The sequence below is a fragment of the Klebsiella sp. CD33 genome (assembly GCF_051992865.1).
GTDB classification, from domain to species: domain Bacteria; phylum Pseudomonadota; class Gammaproteobacteria; order Enterobacterales; family Enterobacteriaceae; genus Klebsiella; species Klebsiella pneumoniae.
Genome location: NZ_CP197023.1, coordinates 3738635 through 3752709 on the forward strand (window position 1 = coordinate 3738635; position 14075 = coordinate 3752709).

Sequence of the window (14075 nt, forward strand, 5' to 3'; positions counted from 1 at the left end):
CGGATGACCGACTCCTCACCCGGGCCCGGTCGGCATCGCGCCGCCGGGTACAATGCTGATATACCAGGAATTTCCATTCTCCATGCCATCGTTTTCCACTCACCTTACCCGCCTGCTGCAGGGGCTGTTTACGCTGCTGCTCACGCTGTTCGGGCTGTTGCTGGTCACCTTCTCGCTCTCCGCGCTGTCGCCCGTCGACCGCGTACTGCAGATCGTCGGCGACCATGCCAGCCAGTCGACCTATGACCAGGTTCGCCATCAGCTGGGTCTCGACCAGCCGCTGCCGGTGCAGTTCTGGCACTACCTGGTCAACCTGGCCCATGGCGATCTTGGCATCGCCAGCGCCACCGGCCAGCCGGTGCTCCACGACCTGCTGGCGGTCTTTCCGGCGACCCTTGAGCTGGCGACCCTGGCGCTGATCGTCGGCGCGGTACTGGGCATCGTCGCCGGGGTGCTGTGCGCCCGTTACGCCGGTTCGCCGTGGGATCTGGCGGTTCGCACCTTTACCCTGTTGGGCAACTCGGTGCCCATTTTCTGGCTCGGCCTGCTGATGCTGGCCCTGTTCTACGCCCGGCTGCAGTGGGCGCCGGGCCCGGGTCGCCTCGACGATATTTATCAGTACACCGTCGAGCCACGCAGCGGTTTTGCGCTGATCGACACCTGGCTCTCCGGCGATACCGCGGCGTTTAAAAATGCGATCGGCCATCTGACGCTGCCGGTGCTGGTGCTGGCCTATTACTCGCTGGCGAGCATCACCCGCCTGACCCGCTCCGCCTGCCTGAGCGAGATGAACAAAGAGTACATTCTGCTGGCGCGGGCCAAAGGGGCCGGAGAGATGACGATTCTGCTGCGCCACGTCCTGCCCAATATCCGCGGCACTCTGCTGACGGTGACCGCCCTCGCCTGGACCTCCATGCTCGAAGGGGCGGTGCTCACCGAAACCGTCTTCTCGTGGCCGGGGATCGGCCGCTACCTCACCACGGCGCTGTTCGCCGGGGATACCACGGCGATCATGGGCGGCACGCTGCTGATCGGCGTGAGTTTTGTGCTGATCAATAATCTGACCGACCTGCTGGTACGGTTAACCGACCCGAGGGTGCGCTGATGCCGACTTATCTGTTTTTACGCCGTCTGCGCCGCTCACCCGCCGCCTTCAGCGGCCTGACCCTGGTGATCCTGCTGGTGCTGACCGCGCTGTTCGCCCCGTGGCTGGCGCCGCACGATCCCAACTGGCAGGATGCCGCCGCTCGTCTGCAGGGGCCCGGGGCGGGACACTGGCTCGGCACCGACAGCTACGGCCGCGACCTGCTGTCGCGCTTGCTCTACGGCGCCCGCCCGGCGCTGGGTCTGGTGGCGCTGGTGACCGCCATTACCCTGCCCGTCGGTCTGCTGGTGGGTATCCTCTCCGGTTACTATGGCGGGTGGCTGGAGCGGATACTGATGCGCTTTACCGACGTGGTGATGTCGATGCCGCGCCTGATCCTCGCCTTCGCGTTCGTGGCGATGCTCGGCCCGGGGCTGGTCAACGGCGCGCTGGCGTTAGCCCTGACCACCTGGCCGGCCTACGCCCGTCAGGCGCGCAGCGAAATTCAGCGCCTGCGCCATAGCGACTACCTCGCCGCGGCGGAGATGCTGGGCATCCGCGGCGGGCGGCTGCTGGTCGGCCATATTCTGCCGCTGTGTCTGCCGTCGGCGATTGTCCGGCTGGCGCTCGATCTGGCGGGCATTATCCTTGCCGCCGCCGGGCTCGGCTTTCTCGGTCTGGGCGCCCGCCCGCCGATGGCGGAGTGGGGAGCGATGATTGCCGACGGGATGCAGGTGATTTTCGACCAATGGTGGATCGCCGCCATCCCCGGCGCGGCGATCCTGCTCGCCAGCCTGGCGTTTAACCTGCTGGGCGATGGCCTGCGCGATATTCTGGAGCCGCAACATGACTGACATCCGACTGACCGTCCAGGGACTCGCCGTCGACTATCCCACCGCCCGGGTGGTGGACAACGTCAGCTTCACCCTCGGCAACGAGCGGCTGGCGCTGGTGGGCGAATCCGGCTCCGGCAAATCGATGACCGCCCGGGCGCTGATGGGCCTGGTGCGCAAGCCCGGGGTGGTGAGCGCTGAACGGCTGGAGGTGCTGGGGCGCGATGTGCTGACCCTCAGCGCCCGCGGCTGGCGCGCGCTGCGCGGCAACGATATCGCCATGGTGCTGCAGGACCCGCGCTATGCGCTGAATCCGGTGCAGACCATTCAGACGCAGCTGGAGGAGGCGTTAACCCTGCATCAGCGTCTCAGCCGCCGCGCGCGCGCCGAGGCGGTCAAAGACGCCATCGCCGCCGTCGGTCTGGATCTGCCGGTCCTCAGCCGCTATCCCGGCGAACTCTCCGGCGGGATGGGACAGCGGGTGATGATCGCCCTCGCGCTGCTCAATAACCCGAAGGTGCTGATAGCCGACGAGCCGACCTCGGCCCTCGACGCCCGCCTGCGCAACCAGATCCTCGAGCTGCTGGTGGAGCAGAGCGCGCAGCGGCAGATGGCCATGTTACTGATCAGCCACGATCTACCGCTGGTAGCCGCGCATTGCGATCGCGTGCTGGTGATGTACCAGGGGAGACAGGTCGACGAGATGCCGGCGCGGGCGCTGCCGAGCGCGACGCACCCTTACACCCGCACCCTGTGGACCTGCCGGCCAAATGCGCACACCTACGGCCAGATGCTGCCGACCCTCGACAGAACCCAGGACTTTACGGAGACAGCCCATGGCGATCGTTAATCTTCAGGATTTACAGGTTACATTCGGCGCGAAGACGGCGGTCTCCGCCGCCAGTTTCCGTGTCGACGCCGGGGAAACCTTCAGCCTGATCGGCGCCTCGGGCTGCGGCAAATCGACGATTTTGCGCGTGCTGGCCGGATTGCAGCGCGAATGGCGCGGCAGCGTGGATCTGCTCGGCCAGGCCATTACGCCGGGCGCCCGCTTTCAGGGCGATCTGCGGCGCAACGTGCAGATGGTGTTTCAGGATCCGTACGCCTCGCTGCATCCCAACCATACCCTGTGGCGCACCCTGGCGGAGCCGCTGCAGATCCACGGCATCCGCGACGTTGCCCCGCGAGTAACCACCGCCCTTGAGCAGGTGGGTCTGCCCGCCGACGCCGTGCGCCGCTATCCGCATCAGCTCTCCGGCGGCCAACGGCAGCGCGTGGCCATTGCCCGCGCCCTGCTGCTGCGCCCGCAGATCCTGCTGCTGGATGAGCCGACCTCGGCGCTGGATATGTCGGTACAGGCGGAAATCCTTAATCTACTTAATCGTCTGAAACAGGAGCACGGCATGACCTATCTGCTGGTCAGCCATGATGCCGACGTCATAGCCCATATGTCCGATCGGGCGGCGTTTATGGCGGAGGGCGTGATCCAGCGCTTTTTCGATCGCGAAGCGTTGGTCAACGGAGAGCACCGGATGAGGTGAGGTCAGCGGATGCGCGGTTGTTTTGTCGGGTGGCGCTTCGCTTACCCGACCTACAGGATCCACTCACAGGCTCACACCCCGTAGGCCCGTGCAAGCGCATGGACTGCACCCCAAAAGTTGGACACCCAACTGAGTAAGGTGCAGTTTTATGGCTAAACCAAAGTATTCCCCTGAAACAAAACTGGCTGTGGTTAATCATTATTTGTCCGGTAAAGACGGAGAACAGAGTACAGCCGACCTTTTTGGTATTGAAAGAACATCTGTCCGTCGCTGGGTCAGGGCATGGCAGTTCCACGGTGCAGAAGGCCTGACTGCAAAAAATAATCATTATTCCGATGAATTTAAACTCGTGGTCGTCCGGGCGGTTATCAGTGACCGCCTGACGATGCGTGAAGCGGCTGCCCGGTTTAATCTCTCCGCAGAAATACTTGTCCGGCGCTGGCTCGACGTGTACAACGATGCCGGAGCGGAAGGTCTTTTAAACATGCAATGCGGACGGCCCGGACAAATGACAAAGCCAAAAAATATCCCACCACTGACAGATAAAGAGCTGGAAAAACTCTCCCCCGAAGAGCTCAGGGCCGAACTGCGTTATCTGCGGGCAGAGAATGCCTATCTAAAAAAGTTGAAAGCCTTGGTTCAGAGCGAAAAAAATGGCAAAAAGCCCTGATAATCAGTGAACTAAGGCATGAACACGCTCTGCGGGACCTTCTGCGGGCGGCCGGTATGTCCCGTAGCACGTGGTATTACAATATGAATGCACTGAAGCAAGGGGACAGGTATGCGGGTCTTAAAGAGAACATCAGGAAGATATACCACTATCACAAAGGTCGTTATGGCTACCGCAGGATCACGCTCGCACTGAGAAAACAGGGGCTGCGGATAAACCATAAAACAGTGCAGCGGCTGATGGCAGAACTGTCACTCCGGTCTGTGATAAGGGCGAAAAAATATCGTGCCTGGAAAGGGAGAACGGGCGAGGCCGCGCCCAATATCCTGAGCCGGAACTTCGGTGCGTCAAAAGCCAACGAAAAATGGGTAACAGATGTGACAGAGTTCCCGGTACAGGGAAAAAAGCTTTACCTGTCGTCAGTTCTCGATCTGTTTAACCGGGAGGTTATCGCCTACAGCCTGTCGGAAAGGCCGGTGATGGAGATGGTGAATACGATGCTGGACGGTGCGTTCCCGAAGCTCAGACCGGGAGATGCTCCGCTGCTGCACTCGGATCAGGGCTGGCATTACAGGATGAGGAGCTATCAGGAACGTTTAAAGGCGCATGGGATGACGCAGAGTATGTCGCGTAAAGGAAACTGCCTGGATAATGCAGTGATGGAAAACTTCTTCGGTACCCTGAAATCGGAGTGTTTTTATCTGAGGGAGTTCAGGAGTGTCAGTGCGCTAAGAAAAGCCGTAGAGGACTATATCCATTACTACAACAACGAGCGGATAAGCCTGAAATTAAAAGGCCTGAGTCCGGTAGAGTACCGAACCCAGGCTCTGAGAGCCGCTTAATATGAACCATCCAACTTTATGGGGTCAGTCCAGCAGCGCCGCCGGGCAAGATATCAGGCACGGTATCCTTGATTTCGCCGGGTGGCGGCTGCGCCTTACCCGGCCTACAGGATCCATTCACAGGCTCACACCCCGTAGGCCCGGCAAGCGCAGCGCCGCCGGGCAAGATATCAGGCACGGTATCCTTGATTTCGCCGGGTGGCGGCTGCGCCTTACCCGGCCTACAGCCCCAAATCACCGCTGGCGCTGGGGTCGCTGAAACTGCCGGTGCTGGCGGCCTCAACATCGCTGAGACGTTCCCGGCAGGCCGGGGCAGCCCGCATGGATGCGGGCTGAGGGCCGTGTTTTGCAGGGACGCTGCCTCGGCCCGACCCGAAGCCTGCAGGGAAAAGTCGAAGGTACCGCGCAGCGGCGATGTTGCTGGCCGGAGCCCGGGGGTACAGGGGGCGGCGGCGACTGGCCGCCCCCTGTGCGCTCCCTGCGCCATGAATGACATAACGCAGAAGAAATATTGGGAGCGCAATCTGCCCGGAATTAACACAGAAGCTGTAGCCCTGCCAGACGCAGCGCGAACAGGGAAATATTCAGTTGTGACGTTATTTCGCCGGGTGGCGGCTGCGCCTTACCCGGCCTACAGGATCCACTCACAGGCTCACACCCCGTAGGCCCGTGCAAGCGCGCCGCCGGGCAACAGTATCCGGCCCCCTCCCCTACTTCGCCAGACTGGCAAAGCGAGCAAAGACCGCATCAAAAATCGCCAGCCCTTGCGCCACCTGCTCAGCAGTAATGGTGCACGGCGGGACCACGTGAATGCGGTTCTCCACCACAAAGGCCAGCAGCCCGGCTTCGGTCAGGGCCCCTTTGATCGCAGCCATGTCGGCGGCGGTCAGCGGCGTTTTTTGTTCACGGCTGCTCACCAGCTCCAGCGCCTGGAACAGGCCGCGACCGCGCACCTCGCCGATAATGGCGTGCTTCTCCGCCAGCGCCTCGAGACCGGGGCGCAGCACCTCGTTGCCGATATAGGCCGCGTTCTCAACCACCTTCTCCTCTTTCATCGCGTCGATGGTGGCGACAATCGCCGCCATCGCCAGCGGATGGCCGGAGTAGGTCAGCCCCCCGGCAAAGAAGTGGTCGTCAAAGTAGCGGGCAATCGGCTCGCTAATCAGCACCCCGCCCGCCGGCACGTAGCCGGCGTTAACCCCCTTGGCAAAGGTCACCAGATCCGGCACCACGCCATCCTGCTCGAAGGCGAACCAGCTGCCGGTGCGGCCAAAGCCGGCCATCACCTCATCGAGGATCAGCACGATGCCAAACTCGTCGGCCAGGGCGCGCACGCCCTGCATATAGCCTGCCGGCGGCACGAGGATCCCGGCGGTGCCGGGGATGGACTCCAGCAGGATCGCCGCGATGGCCGTCGGCCCCTCGCATTCAATGATCCGCCGCAGATGCGCCAGCGCGCGCTGGCACTCCTCTTCCTCAGTCGCGGCGTTGAACTCGCTGCGGTAAAGGTAGGGGTTGAAGAAGTGAACGTGGCCGCGGGAGAACTCATTCGGCACCCGGCGCCAGTCGCCGGTAGCGGCGATCGCGCTGCCGGTGTTGCCATGATAGGAACGATAGGCCGACAGCACCTTGTCGCGCCCGGTATAGAGCCGCGCCATGCGAATCGCGTTCTCATTGGCATCCGCCCCGGCGTTAGTGAAGAACACCTTACTGAAGCCCGCCGGCGCCAGGTCGACGATGCGCTTCGCCGCTTCGCCGCGGGCAAGGTTGGCGGTGGCGGGCGCGATGGTGACCAGGGTCTCCAGCTGCGCCTTCATGGCCGCCAGTACCCGGGGGTGCTGATAGCCAATGTTGACGTTCACCAGCTGGCTGCTGAAATCGAGCCAGGTGTTCCCCTCATAATCCAATAGCTCGCAGCCTTGCGCCCCGGCGATGACCAGCGGGTTGAGATTGCCCTGCATCGACCATGAATGAAACACATAGGCGCGATCTAATTGCCGAACTTCGTCATTGCTTACCGCGACCTCGTTGTGAATTGCCAGCTTCATACCCTGCCCTCTCTCATGTCGTAGTGGTTGGCTTCATCATTGGCCTTGGCCGCGCAAATCGGATAGAGCCAGTGCGCGCATAACGATGTGACACGGTGTCACATCCCCGCCCGTCGTCTGGCCCTGTGCCTTGTCGGCCGGCGTTTTTATAGTGAAGGGACAACCGCACAGGAGAATGAGATGGCAACGAGCAACGTAGTGTTTATCACCGGGGCGACCTCGGGTTTTGGCGAAGCGGCAGCGCAGGTGTTTGCCGACGCGGGCTGGTCGCTGGTGCTGAGCGGGCGCCGCTATCCGCGACTGAAGGCCTTGCAGGACAGACTCGCCGCCAGGGTGCCGGTGCATATTATTGAGCTTGACGTTCGTGACAGCGAGGCGGTGGCTGCCGCCGTGGCGTCGCTGCCCGCCGATTTCGCCGATATCACCACCCTGATCAACAACGCCGGGCTGGCGCTGTCGCCGCTGCCGGCGCAGGAGGTGGCGCTGGAGGACTGGAAAACGATGATCGACACCAACGTCACCGGTCTGGTGACAGTCACTCACGCCCTGCTGCCGACGCTGATCCGCCATGGCGCCGGGGCGAGTATTATCAATATCGGCTCGATCGCCGGGCAGTGGCCCTATCCCGGCAGCCATGTGTATGGCGCCAGCAAGGCGTTTGTGAAGCAGTTCAGCTATAACCTGCGCTGCGATCTGCTTGGCACCGGCGTGCGGGTCACCGATCTGGCGCCGGGGATTGCCGAGACCGAATTCACCCTGGTGCGTACCAAAGGCGACCAGGCGGCATCGGATAAGCTCTATCGCGGCACCACGCCGCTGAGCGCGCACGATATCGCCGAGCAGATGTTTTATATCGCCACGCTGCCGGCGCATATGAACATTAACCGGGTGGAGGTGATGCCGGTGCGTCAGGCGTGGCAGCCGTTCGCCATCGACCGGGATTAAGCGAAACCCGACGCATCCCCTGCCGGCGATACCGGCAGGGGATGCAGGCCGGACTAACGGCTGCTTTGCAGAAACTGCCTGACGCGTTCGGAGTCAGGCTGAGTGAAGAACTTCTCCGGCGGCGCCTTCTCAATCAGCAGTCCCTTCTCCAGAAACACCACCTCGTTGGACACCTGGCGGGCAAAATCCATCTCGTGGGTCACCACCACCATGGTGTAGCCCTCGGCGGCAAGGGCTTTCATTACCCCCAACACCTCATTAACCAGCTCCGGATCCAGCGCCGACGTCGGTTCATCGAAGAGAATAACTTCCGGCGACATCGCCAGCGAACGGGCGATCGCTACCCGCTGCTTCTGTCCGCCGGAGAGAGTGATCGGGTAGACATCGGCTTTGTGCGCCATGCCGACTTTCTCCAGCTGCTGCATGGCCATGGCCTTCGCCTCGTCTCGTTTCATGCCCTTAACGCGCAGCAGCGCCTCGCTGACGTTCTGCTGCACGGTCAGGTGCGGCCACAGGTTAAAACTCTGAAAGACCATCCCCACCCGCTCGCGGATTTTGGCCAGCTGGCGGTGCGACATCGCCCGGCCGCGCTGTTCATCAATCCCCAGCCGCTGACCGCCGATATGAATTTCACCGCGGTCCGGCTGTTCCAGCCAGTTCATACAGCGCAGCAGGGTGGATTTTCCCGACCCGGACGAGCCGAGAATACTCACCACGGTCCCCTTCTCCACCGTCAGGTTAATATCCCGCAGGACTTCCACATTATCGAACTGTTTGGAGACGTTTTTGACGCTTACGGCAATAGACTCAGGCATGGCTCATTCCTCTTTTGGCTCCCCAGGCGGTCAGGCGCTTAATCAGCAGCTCCAGTAGAATGCTGATCGCCCAGTAAAGCCCAATGGCGACGATAAAGGCGTTAAACGGAATAAAATAGGTCGCCTGGACGCTGTTGGCGGCGGCGGTGATCTCCTGAACGGTAATAATGCTCAGGAAAGCGGTGTCCTTCAGGCAAATAATCAGCTGATTGCCGATCAGCGGTAAGGCGGAAGAGACGATATTGGGTAAAATAATCCGCCGAAAAATGGCATAGCGAGAAAAGCCCTGAGCAATCGCCGCTTCAATATATCCGCCGGAAAATACCCGCCGCTGGCTGCGCAATATTTCAAAGAAATAGGCGCCATGATAAATAATCAGGGCCAGTAAACCGGCGGTCCACGGCTCCATGCTAATACCGAGCTGCGGCAGTCCGTAATACAGAAGATAAGCGAGGATCAAAAAAGGGATCGCGCGCATCAGGCTGACGAAACCAATAATAATCCGGTTAATTACTTTCTTTTGATATTCGCTAAAATAACACAGCGCAATACCGATAATCAGCGCCGCCAGGGCGGCGGTAATAAACAGTTCGAGGGTCGCGAATAACCCGGCAATAAAGCTATCGCGAACCGACCAGATAACGCCCCACTGATTCATAATGCCTCCCGTTCCTAGCGCGCCAGACGCCTGGCTTTACGTTCCGCGATACCCTGCAGCTTCAACAAACAGCCGATGATCGCCACATACAGCAGGCCGGCGGCGAGGATCGGCGACAGCGGCTCGTAGGTGACCGAGGAGACACGGTTGGTGACCCGGGTGAGATCCACCACGCCAATCACGGCGATCGCCGGGCTACCTTTGATCAAAAAGGACATCTCATTGACCAGCGCCGGCAGGCTCTCGATCCACATCTGCGGCAGCATGATGTAGCGGAAGTAGGTCCAGCGGCGCATCCCTACCGACTCCGCCGCCTCCCGCTGTTCGCGCGGAAAGGTGCGGAAGGCATTGCGCCAGATCTCAGCGTTAAACGCCGACGTGTTAAGCGTCAGCGCCACGATGGCGGCCACGTTCTTGTCGAGGTTAATGCCCATCGTGGGCAGGGAAAGGAACAGAAATAGCACCAGCGTCACCAGCGGCGTCGCGCGGGCCAGACTGATATAGACCACCAGCAGCTGGTCGATCACCGGCAGGCGCAGCATCCGTACCAGGGCGATCAGCAGGCCAGCCACCACCCCGAAGGCGATAGCGATGGCCGAAATCCAGAGGGTCGTCCATGCGCCTTCGATTAATAACTGCCAGGAAATTGCATCCATGAGGCCCTCCTTCTCAGCAACAGGCGGCGGTCGCCCGCCGCGGAATATTACAGTCCGGCGAGTTTGTGAAACTGTTCCGGGCTGGTGATCGCCTCGGTCGGCAGGTTGTCATAGGTTTCGCCGAACCATTTTTTCTGCAGCTCGGCGAGCTTGCCGGTCTCCTTCATGTGGTTCATAAACCTGGTCATATAGGCCAGCAGCTGCGGCGAGTTTTTCGGGATCGGCCACGCCATATACCCCGGTCCGGAGACGGCCAGCCCTTTGGCGAAGACCTTCGGTTTGGCTTTCGCCAGGTCGTTTACCGAGATCACCACGTTAATCACGTAATCCAGTCGCTTGTTCGCCAGGTCGGCGTAGGCTTCCGGATAGGAGGGATACTCCACCACCGGCCCCAGCTTGCCGCCGGTCTTCTCCAGCATCGCCTTCAGCTCCGGCAAACGCGCCAGCAGCGCGCTCCCGGCCTGTAACCCCACTTTTTTGCCGCTGAGATCGGCAATGGTATTTAGCGAGGTATCGCCAGCGCGTTTGACGAAATAGTGCTGCGCGGAGGCCCACGGTGGGGTGAAATCAAAGACCTTCAGCCGCTCATCGGTAATAACCGCCCCGGTTAAGGCCATATCGTATTGCCCGGTGGAGACAGCCGCTAATAATCCGGTCCACGGTAATATGCTCTGGTCGACATGGAATTTGGCGTACTTACGTAATTCCTCAAGCATATCTTTGTTAAAGCCATCGGCCTGGCCATTATTCATAAAGTTAAATGGCGCATAATCATCTTCCGTCGCCACTTTCAAGGTGCCGGACTTTTCTATTTCCGGAAGATCGGCCGCGACGGCGTGATAAGAAAAAGCGACCGTTAATACAGCGCTCAGACACATTGATGCCAATTATTTTTTCATTATTTCACCCCTGATGGATTGGCCAGACGGGTTCATTCCAGAACGCGAAAAGGTTTCTGCAAAATAGTGGCCGGGGACGTTCCGGTCCACGGCGGCTGAATACGTTTTTAATGTGGGAGCGTTTTTCAATTCCGTATAGAGCCAGATGGGCCGCATCGCTGTGTCAGATGGCGGCAGGGTGGTATGGAATTTGCTGAGTGTAACGGGTGGTCGCAATGCGTTATTGCCAGAGGAGCCCCGTATGATCCGTCACCTGTTACACGTTGATTTTCAGCCTGGCCGCGGTTTGCAGGAACAGGTGCGAGAGACGCTGGTGAATGCCATTCTCAGCGGGATCTTCGCCGCCGACACCCCGCTGCCCTCCTGTCGCCAGCTGGCCAGCCAGCTTCGCGTCTCGCGTAACACCACCGCGCTGGTGTTTGAAAGTCTGGTCAACGAGGGCTACCTGATTAGCCGCCCACGCAGCGGTTACTACCTGCATCCCGACTATCATGAAGCTTCGCCTGCCGCCGTCGAGAGTGCACCGCAGCGCGAAGCGGCTGCACCACGCTGGGGCGACCGGCTGCAGATGACCCCCAGCCAGCAGGAGTCGATCCTCAAACCGGCGGGCTGGATGCACTACCGCTACCCGTTTATCTACGGCCAGCCCGATACCCGGCAATTCCCGCTGGCCACCTGGCGCTCGGCGGCGAACTGGCTGCACGGCGGGGTGCGCGACCCGGCGTGGGTCATCGACCATATTGACCAGGATGTGCCGATGCTGATCGAGCAGATCCGCACCCGGGTGCTGCCCAAGCGCGGCATTGTCGCCGCGCCGGATGAAATTCTCATCACCCTTGGCTCGCAAAATGCCCTCTACCTGCTGACCCGACTGCTGCTCTCTTCCACCACCCGCATTGGCGTCGAAAACCCCTGCTTCCGCGAAGCCATCAACACCTTTCTGCTCGCCGACGCCGAGGTGGTGCCGCACCCGGTGGATGAAGAGGGGATCGTGCTTAATGAGCGTCCCTGCGATTACTACTATGTCACTCCAGGTCATCAGGTGCCCACCGGGGTGACCATGAGCAGTGCGCGGCGTCGCCAGCTGCTGGAGCATGCCGCCCGCCATGACGCGGTCATTATTGAAGATGATTATGACTCGGAGAGTAACTTTACCCTCAACCCGCTGCCGGCGCTGAAGGCCAGCGATCGCAGCGGCCGGGTGGTGTATGTCAGCAGCCTGTCAAAAGCGCTGTCACCGGGGCTGCGGTTGGGGTTTATGGTCGCCGACCCGGACCTGATCGACGAGGCGCGCGCCCTGCGCCGGCTGGTCTATCGCCATCCGCCGACCAACATTCAGTACCAGATGGCCCACTTCCTTGCACAGGGCCATTATGAGACCCATCTGCGGCGCTACCACTATGACTCCGCCCAGCGCTGGGAGCGTCTGCACGCCGCCCTGCAGCGCTATCTGCCGTCGTGTCGCGCGCTGGCGGGGAGCGAACATGCTAACGCCTTCTGGCTGCAGACCCCGGCGCAGATCAACACCCAGCAGCTCACCTGGCGCGCCGCCCACGCCGGCGTGCTGATTGAGCCCGGGGCGCGCCATTTTCTTAACGCCGCGCCGCCGGATAACTATTTTCGCATGGGATTCCACGCCATTAACCCTGACGCCATCGCCCAGGGGGTGGAGGTCCTGCGCGGCCAGCTGGAGCAGATGGGTTAGCGGTATTGTTCATACTCAACGGCGTCGCGCACGCTGAGCAGCGCCGGGCGCAGGCTGTCGAAAGGCACCGATCCGAGCGCAATGCGCAACGCCTGCGGGATCGTGGCGGAGACGCAGAACGGCTCGGCGGTCGATACCGAAATGCGGCGTTCCATCAGCGCATTCGCCAGCCGATCGGCTCGGCTCTCTTCACCCAGCGGCAGCCAGACGAAGTACGAATCGGGATGACTGACGACGGGAAGCCCACAAAGCACCTCGCGGGCCACCTGCTGTCGCTGTCGCGCATCCTGGCGTTTCTGCGTTTCAAAGCGCGCCACCGTGCCATCTTCAATCCAGGCGCAGATCAGCGAACTTATCAGCGTCGGCGTATTCCACGTCGTGGCCCGGATGGCGCGCTCAATCTCCGGCCGATAGCGCGGCGGAGAAATCACCACGCCCACGCGCAGTCCGGTGGCGATATTTTTTGAAAATCCGGTGACATACACCGTTCTTTCCGGCGCATAGCTGACCACCGGCGGCGGCGGACGGCTCACCAGCCGGGCGTAGGCGGCATCTTCAATAATCAGCAGATCGTGCTGGCGCGCAAGATCGGCCAGCGCCTGTCGCTGCCCGGTGTTGAGCACCCAGCCCAGCGGATTGTGCAGCGTCGGCATGGTATACACCGCCCGCACCCGCCGCTGCTGGCACAGCGTCTGAAGCGCCTGCAGGTCCGGTCCCTCCGGTCGACAGGGGATCGCCGCCAGCTCCAGATGATACAGCGCCGCCAGAACCTTGAAGCCCGAATAGGTCAGCGCATCCACCGCCACCACATCCCCCGGACGTAACAGCCCCATGACGGTCACCGCCAGCCCGTGCTGTGCGCCGTTGACGATCAGGACATTTTCCGCGTCCGGCGCAAAGTGCTGGCAGGTCAAATGGCGGGCGATAATGTCCCGCTCGGCGAGCCGCCCTGCATGAGGCTGATAGCGCAGATGCGAGTCAATATCGCCCGCCATCGCCAGCTGCCTGAGCGCCTCGCGCAGCGCATCGCCCTGCTCCGGCAGCGAAGGGTAGTTGAAATTGAGATCCACGACATCGGCGGCGACCACCTGCTGATCGACCCCGTGCCCCGGAGGCAGCGAGAGGTCGCGCACGAAGGTGCCGCGGCCGGTTTCGCCGCTAACCAGCCCCATCTCTTCCAGTTCACGGTAGACGCGCGTGGCGGTGGCCAGCGAGATGCGCTCCCCGGCGGCAAGGGTACGGTGCGTCGGCAGACGGCTGCCGGCGGGCAGCTGCCCGCTGCGGATCGCCTGCGCATATCGGTCGACAACGGCTTTATATCGGGCTTTCATCGTGAAATGTATCTATGACAATAATTTGATTGTATTAGATTGGGCACA

The 14075-nt window shown here is 61.3% G+C and carries 14 protein-coding genes; 8 read left to right on the top strand and 6 right to left on the bottom strand.

Annotation, left to right across the window (positions count from 1 at the left end; genetic code table 11):
- Window positions 1-82: 82 nt before the first annotated feature.
- The 6 genes from ACR809_RS18470 to ACR809_RS18495 all read left to right on the top strand — a co-directional run bounded on the left by ACR809_RS18470 (window position 83) and on the right by ACR809_RS18495 (window position 5306).
- Window positions 83-1105, top strand: coding sequence for an ABC transporter permease (locus ACR809_RS18470; protein ID WP_004183321.1), 1023 nt, complete (start codon window positions 83-85; stop codon window positions 1103-1105).
- Window positions 1105-1938, top strand: a complete 834-nt coding sequence (locus tag ACR809_RS18475; protein ID WP_004142505.1) for an ABC transporter permease — start codon at window positions 1105-1107, stop codon at window positions 1936-1938. Before ACR809_RS18470 ends, ACR809_RS18475 begins: the two co-directional genes overlap by 1 nt.
- Window positions 1931-2767 (top strand): ABC transporter ATP-binding protein, encoded by an 837-nt coding sequence (locus tag ACR809_RS18480; RefSeq protein WP_004176938.1) that lies wholly within the window; start codon window positions 1931-1933, stop codon window positions 2765-2767. The genes ACR809_RS18475 and ACR809_RS18480 overlap by 8 nt, the downstream gene beginning before the upstream one ends.
- Window positions 2754-3458, top strand: coding sequence for an ABC transporter ATP-binding protein (locus ACR809_RS18485; protein WP_004183317.1), 705 nt, complete (start codon window positions 2754-2756; stop codon window positions 3456-3458). Before ACR809_RS18480 ends, ACR809_RS18485 begins: the two co-directional genes overlap by 14 nt.
- A 148-nt stretch (window positions 3459-3606) precedes the next feature.
- Window positions 3607-4970, top strand: a protein-coding gene (locus ACR809_RS18490; RefSeq protein ID WP_085955203.1) for an IS3-like element ISKpn1 family transposase whose coding sequence is annotated in 2 segments (ribosomal slippage) — window positions 3607-4075 and window positions 4075-4970 — 1365 coding nt in all. Because the reading frame shifts where the segments join, the coding sequence is not laid out codon by codon here.
- Between the two features lie 198 nt (window positions 4971-5168).
- Window positions 5169-5306, top strand: a complete 138-nt coding sequence (locus ACR809_RS18495; RefSeq protein WP_021441387.1) for a hypothetical protein — start codon at window positions 5169-5171, stop codon at window positions 5304-5306.
- A 374-nt stretch (window positions 5307-5680) separates the two neighbouring features.
- Here ACR809_RS18495 and ACR809_RS18500 read toward each other — a convergent pair whose 3' ends face one another.
- Complete coding sequence (locus ACR809_RS18500; RefSeq protein WP_122051485.1) at window positions 5681-7018, bottom strand: aspartate aminotransferase family protein; 1338 nt, start codon at window positions 7016-7018, stop codon at window positions 5681-5683.
- 180 nt (window positions 7019-7198) lie between these two features.
- Here ACR809_RS18500 and ACR809_RS18505 point away from each other — a divergent pair, with 180 nt between their 5' ends.
- Complete coding sequence (locus tag ACR809_RS18505; protein WP_004178931.1) at window positions 7199-7963, top strand: SDR family NAD(P)-dependent oxidoreductase; 765 nt, start codon at window positions 7199-7201, stop codon at window positions 7961-7963.
- Between the two features lie 53 nt (window positions 7964-8016).
- Here ACR809_RS18505 and ACR809_RS18510 read toward each other — a convergent pair whose 3' ends face one another.
- The 4 genes from ACR809_RS18510 to ACR809_RS18525 are packed head-to-tail and all read right to left on the bottom strand — an operon-like array spanning window position 8017 to window position 10970.
- The gene (locus ACR809_RS18510) at window positions 8017-8778 is read right to left on the bottom strand and encodes an amino acid ABC transporter ATP-binding protein (RefSeq protein ID WP_004151676.1); all 762 of its coding nucleotides are present in this window, start codon (window positions 8776-8778) and stop codon (window positions 8017-8019) included.
- Entirely contained in the window at window positions 8771-9436 is a 666-nt protein-coding gene (locus ACR809_RS18515) for an amino acid ABC transporter permease (RefSeq protein ID WP_002893189.1), read from the bottom strand. The genes ACR809_RS18510 and ACR809_RS18515 overlap by 8 nt, the downstream gene beginning before the upstream one ends.
- Before the next feature lie 14 nt (window positions 9437-9450).
- Window positions 9451-10092, bottom strand: a complete 642-nt coding sequence (locus tag ACR809_RS18520; RefSeq protein WP_085898568.1) for an amino acid ABC transporter permease — start codon at window positions 10090-10092, stop codon at window positions 9451-9453.
- Window positions 10093-10139: 47 nt separating this feature from the next.
- On the bottom strand, window positions 10140-10970 hold the full coding sequence (locus tag ACR809_RS18525; RefSeq protein ID WP_004196118.1) for a transporter substrate-binding domain-containing protein: 831 nt from the start codon (window positions 10968-10970) through the stop codon (window positions 10140-10142).
- A 262-nt stretch (window positions 10971-11232) separates the two neighbouring features.
- Between ACR809_RS18525 and pdxR the strand changes: the two genes are divergently transcribed.
- Window positions 11233-12696 (top strand): MocR-like pyridoxine biosynthesis transcription factor PdxR, encoded by a 1464-nt coding sequence (gene pdxR, locus ACR809_RS18530; RefSeq protein ID WP_004191435.1) that lies wholly within the window; start codon window positions 11233-11235, stop codon window positions 12694-12696.
- Here pdxR and ACR809_RS18535 read toward each other — a convergent pair.
- Window positions 12693-14027: an aminotransferase-like domain-containing protein gene (locus ACR809_RS18535; protein WP_020804990.1), complete on the bottom strand. Its 1335-nt coding sequence runs from the start codon at window positions 14025-14027 to the stop codon at window positions 12693-12695. The genes pdxR and ACR809_RS18535 overlap by 4 nt on opposite strands.
- Between the last annotated feature and the right edge of the window lie 48 nt (window positions 14028-14075).

What these genes read in the sequence shown, in the direction of transcription:
- ACR809_RS18470 (WP_004183321.1), top strand. Translation starts at nt 83, where the DNA reads ATGCCATCGTTTTCCACTCACCTTACCCGCCTGCTGCAGGGGCTGTTT.
- ACR809_RS18475 (WP_004142505.1), top strand. Translation starts at nt 1,105, where the DNA reads ATGCCGACTTATCTGTTTTTACGCCGTCTGCGCCGCTCACCCGCCGCC.
- ACR809_RS18480 (WP_004176938.1), top strand. Translation starts at nt 1,931, where the DNA reads ATGACTGACATCCGACTGACCGTCCAGGGACTCGCCGTCGACTATCCC.
- ACR809_RS18485 (WP_004183317.1), top strand. Translation starts at nt 2,754, where the DNA reads ATGGCGATCGTTAATCTTCAGGATTTACAGGTTACATTCGGCGCGAAG.
- ACR809_RS18500 (WP_122051485.1), bottom strand. Translation starts at nt 7,018, where the DNA reads ATGAAGCTGGCAATTCACAACGAGGTCGCGGTAAGCAATGACGAAGTT.
- ACR809_RS18505 (WP_004178931.1), top strand. Translation starts at nt 7,199, where the DNA reads ATGGCAACGAGCAACGTAGTGTTTATCACCGGGGCGACCTCGGGTTTT.
- ACR809_RS18510 (WP_004151676.1), bottom strand. Translation starts at nt 8,778, where the DNA reads ATGCCTGAGTCTATTGCCGTAAGCGTCAAAAACGTCTCCAAACAGTTC.
- ACR809_RS18515 (WP_002893189.1), bottom strand. Translation starts at nt 9,436, where the DNA reads ATGAATCAGTGGGGCGTTATCTGGTCGGTTCGCGATAGCTTTATTGCC.
- ACR809_RS18520 (WP_085898568.1), bottom strand. Translation starts at nt 10,092, where the DNA reads ATGGATGCAATTTCCTGGCAGTTATTAATCGAAGGCGCATGGACGACC.
- ACR809_RS18525 (WP_004196118.1), bottom strand. Translation starts at nt 10,970, where the DNA reads ATGTGTCTGAGCGCTGTATTAACGGTCGCTTTTTCTTATCACGCCGTC.
- pdxR (WP_004191435.1), top strand. Translation starts at nt 11,233, where the DNA reads ATGATCCGTCACCTGTTACACGTTGATTTTCAGCCTGGCCGCGGTTTG.
- ACR809_RS18535 (WP_020804990.1), bottom strand. Translation starts at nt 14,027, where the DNA reads ATGAAAGCCCGATATAAAGCCGTTGTCGACCGATATGCGCAGGCGATC.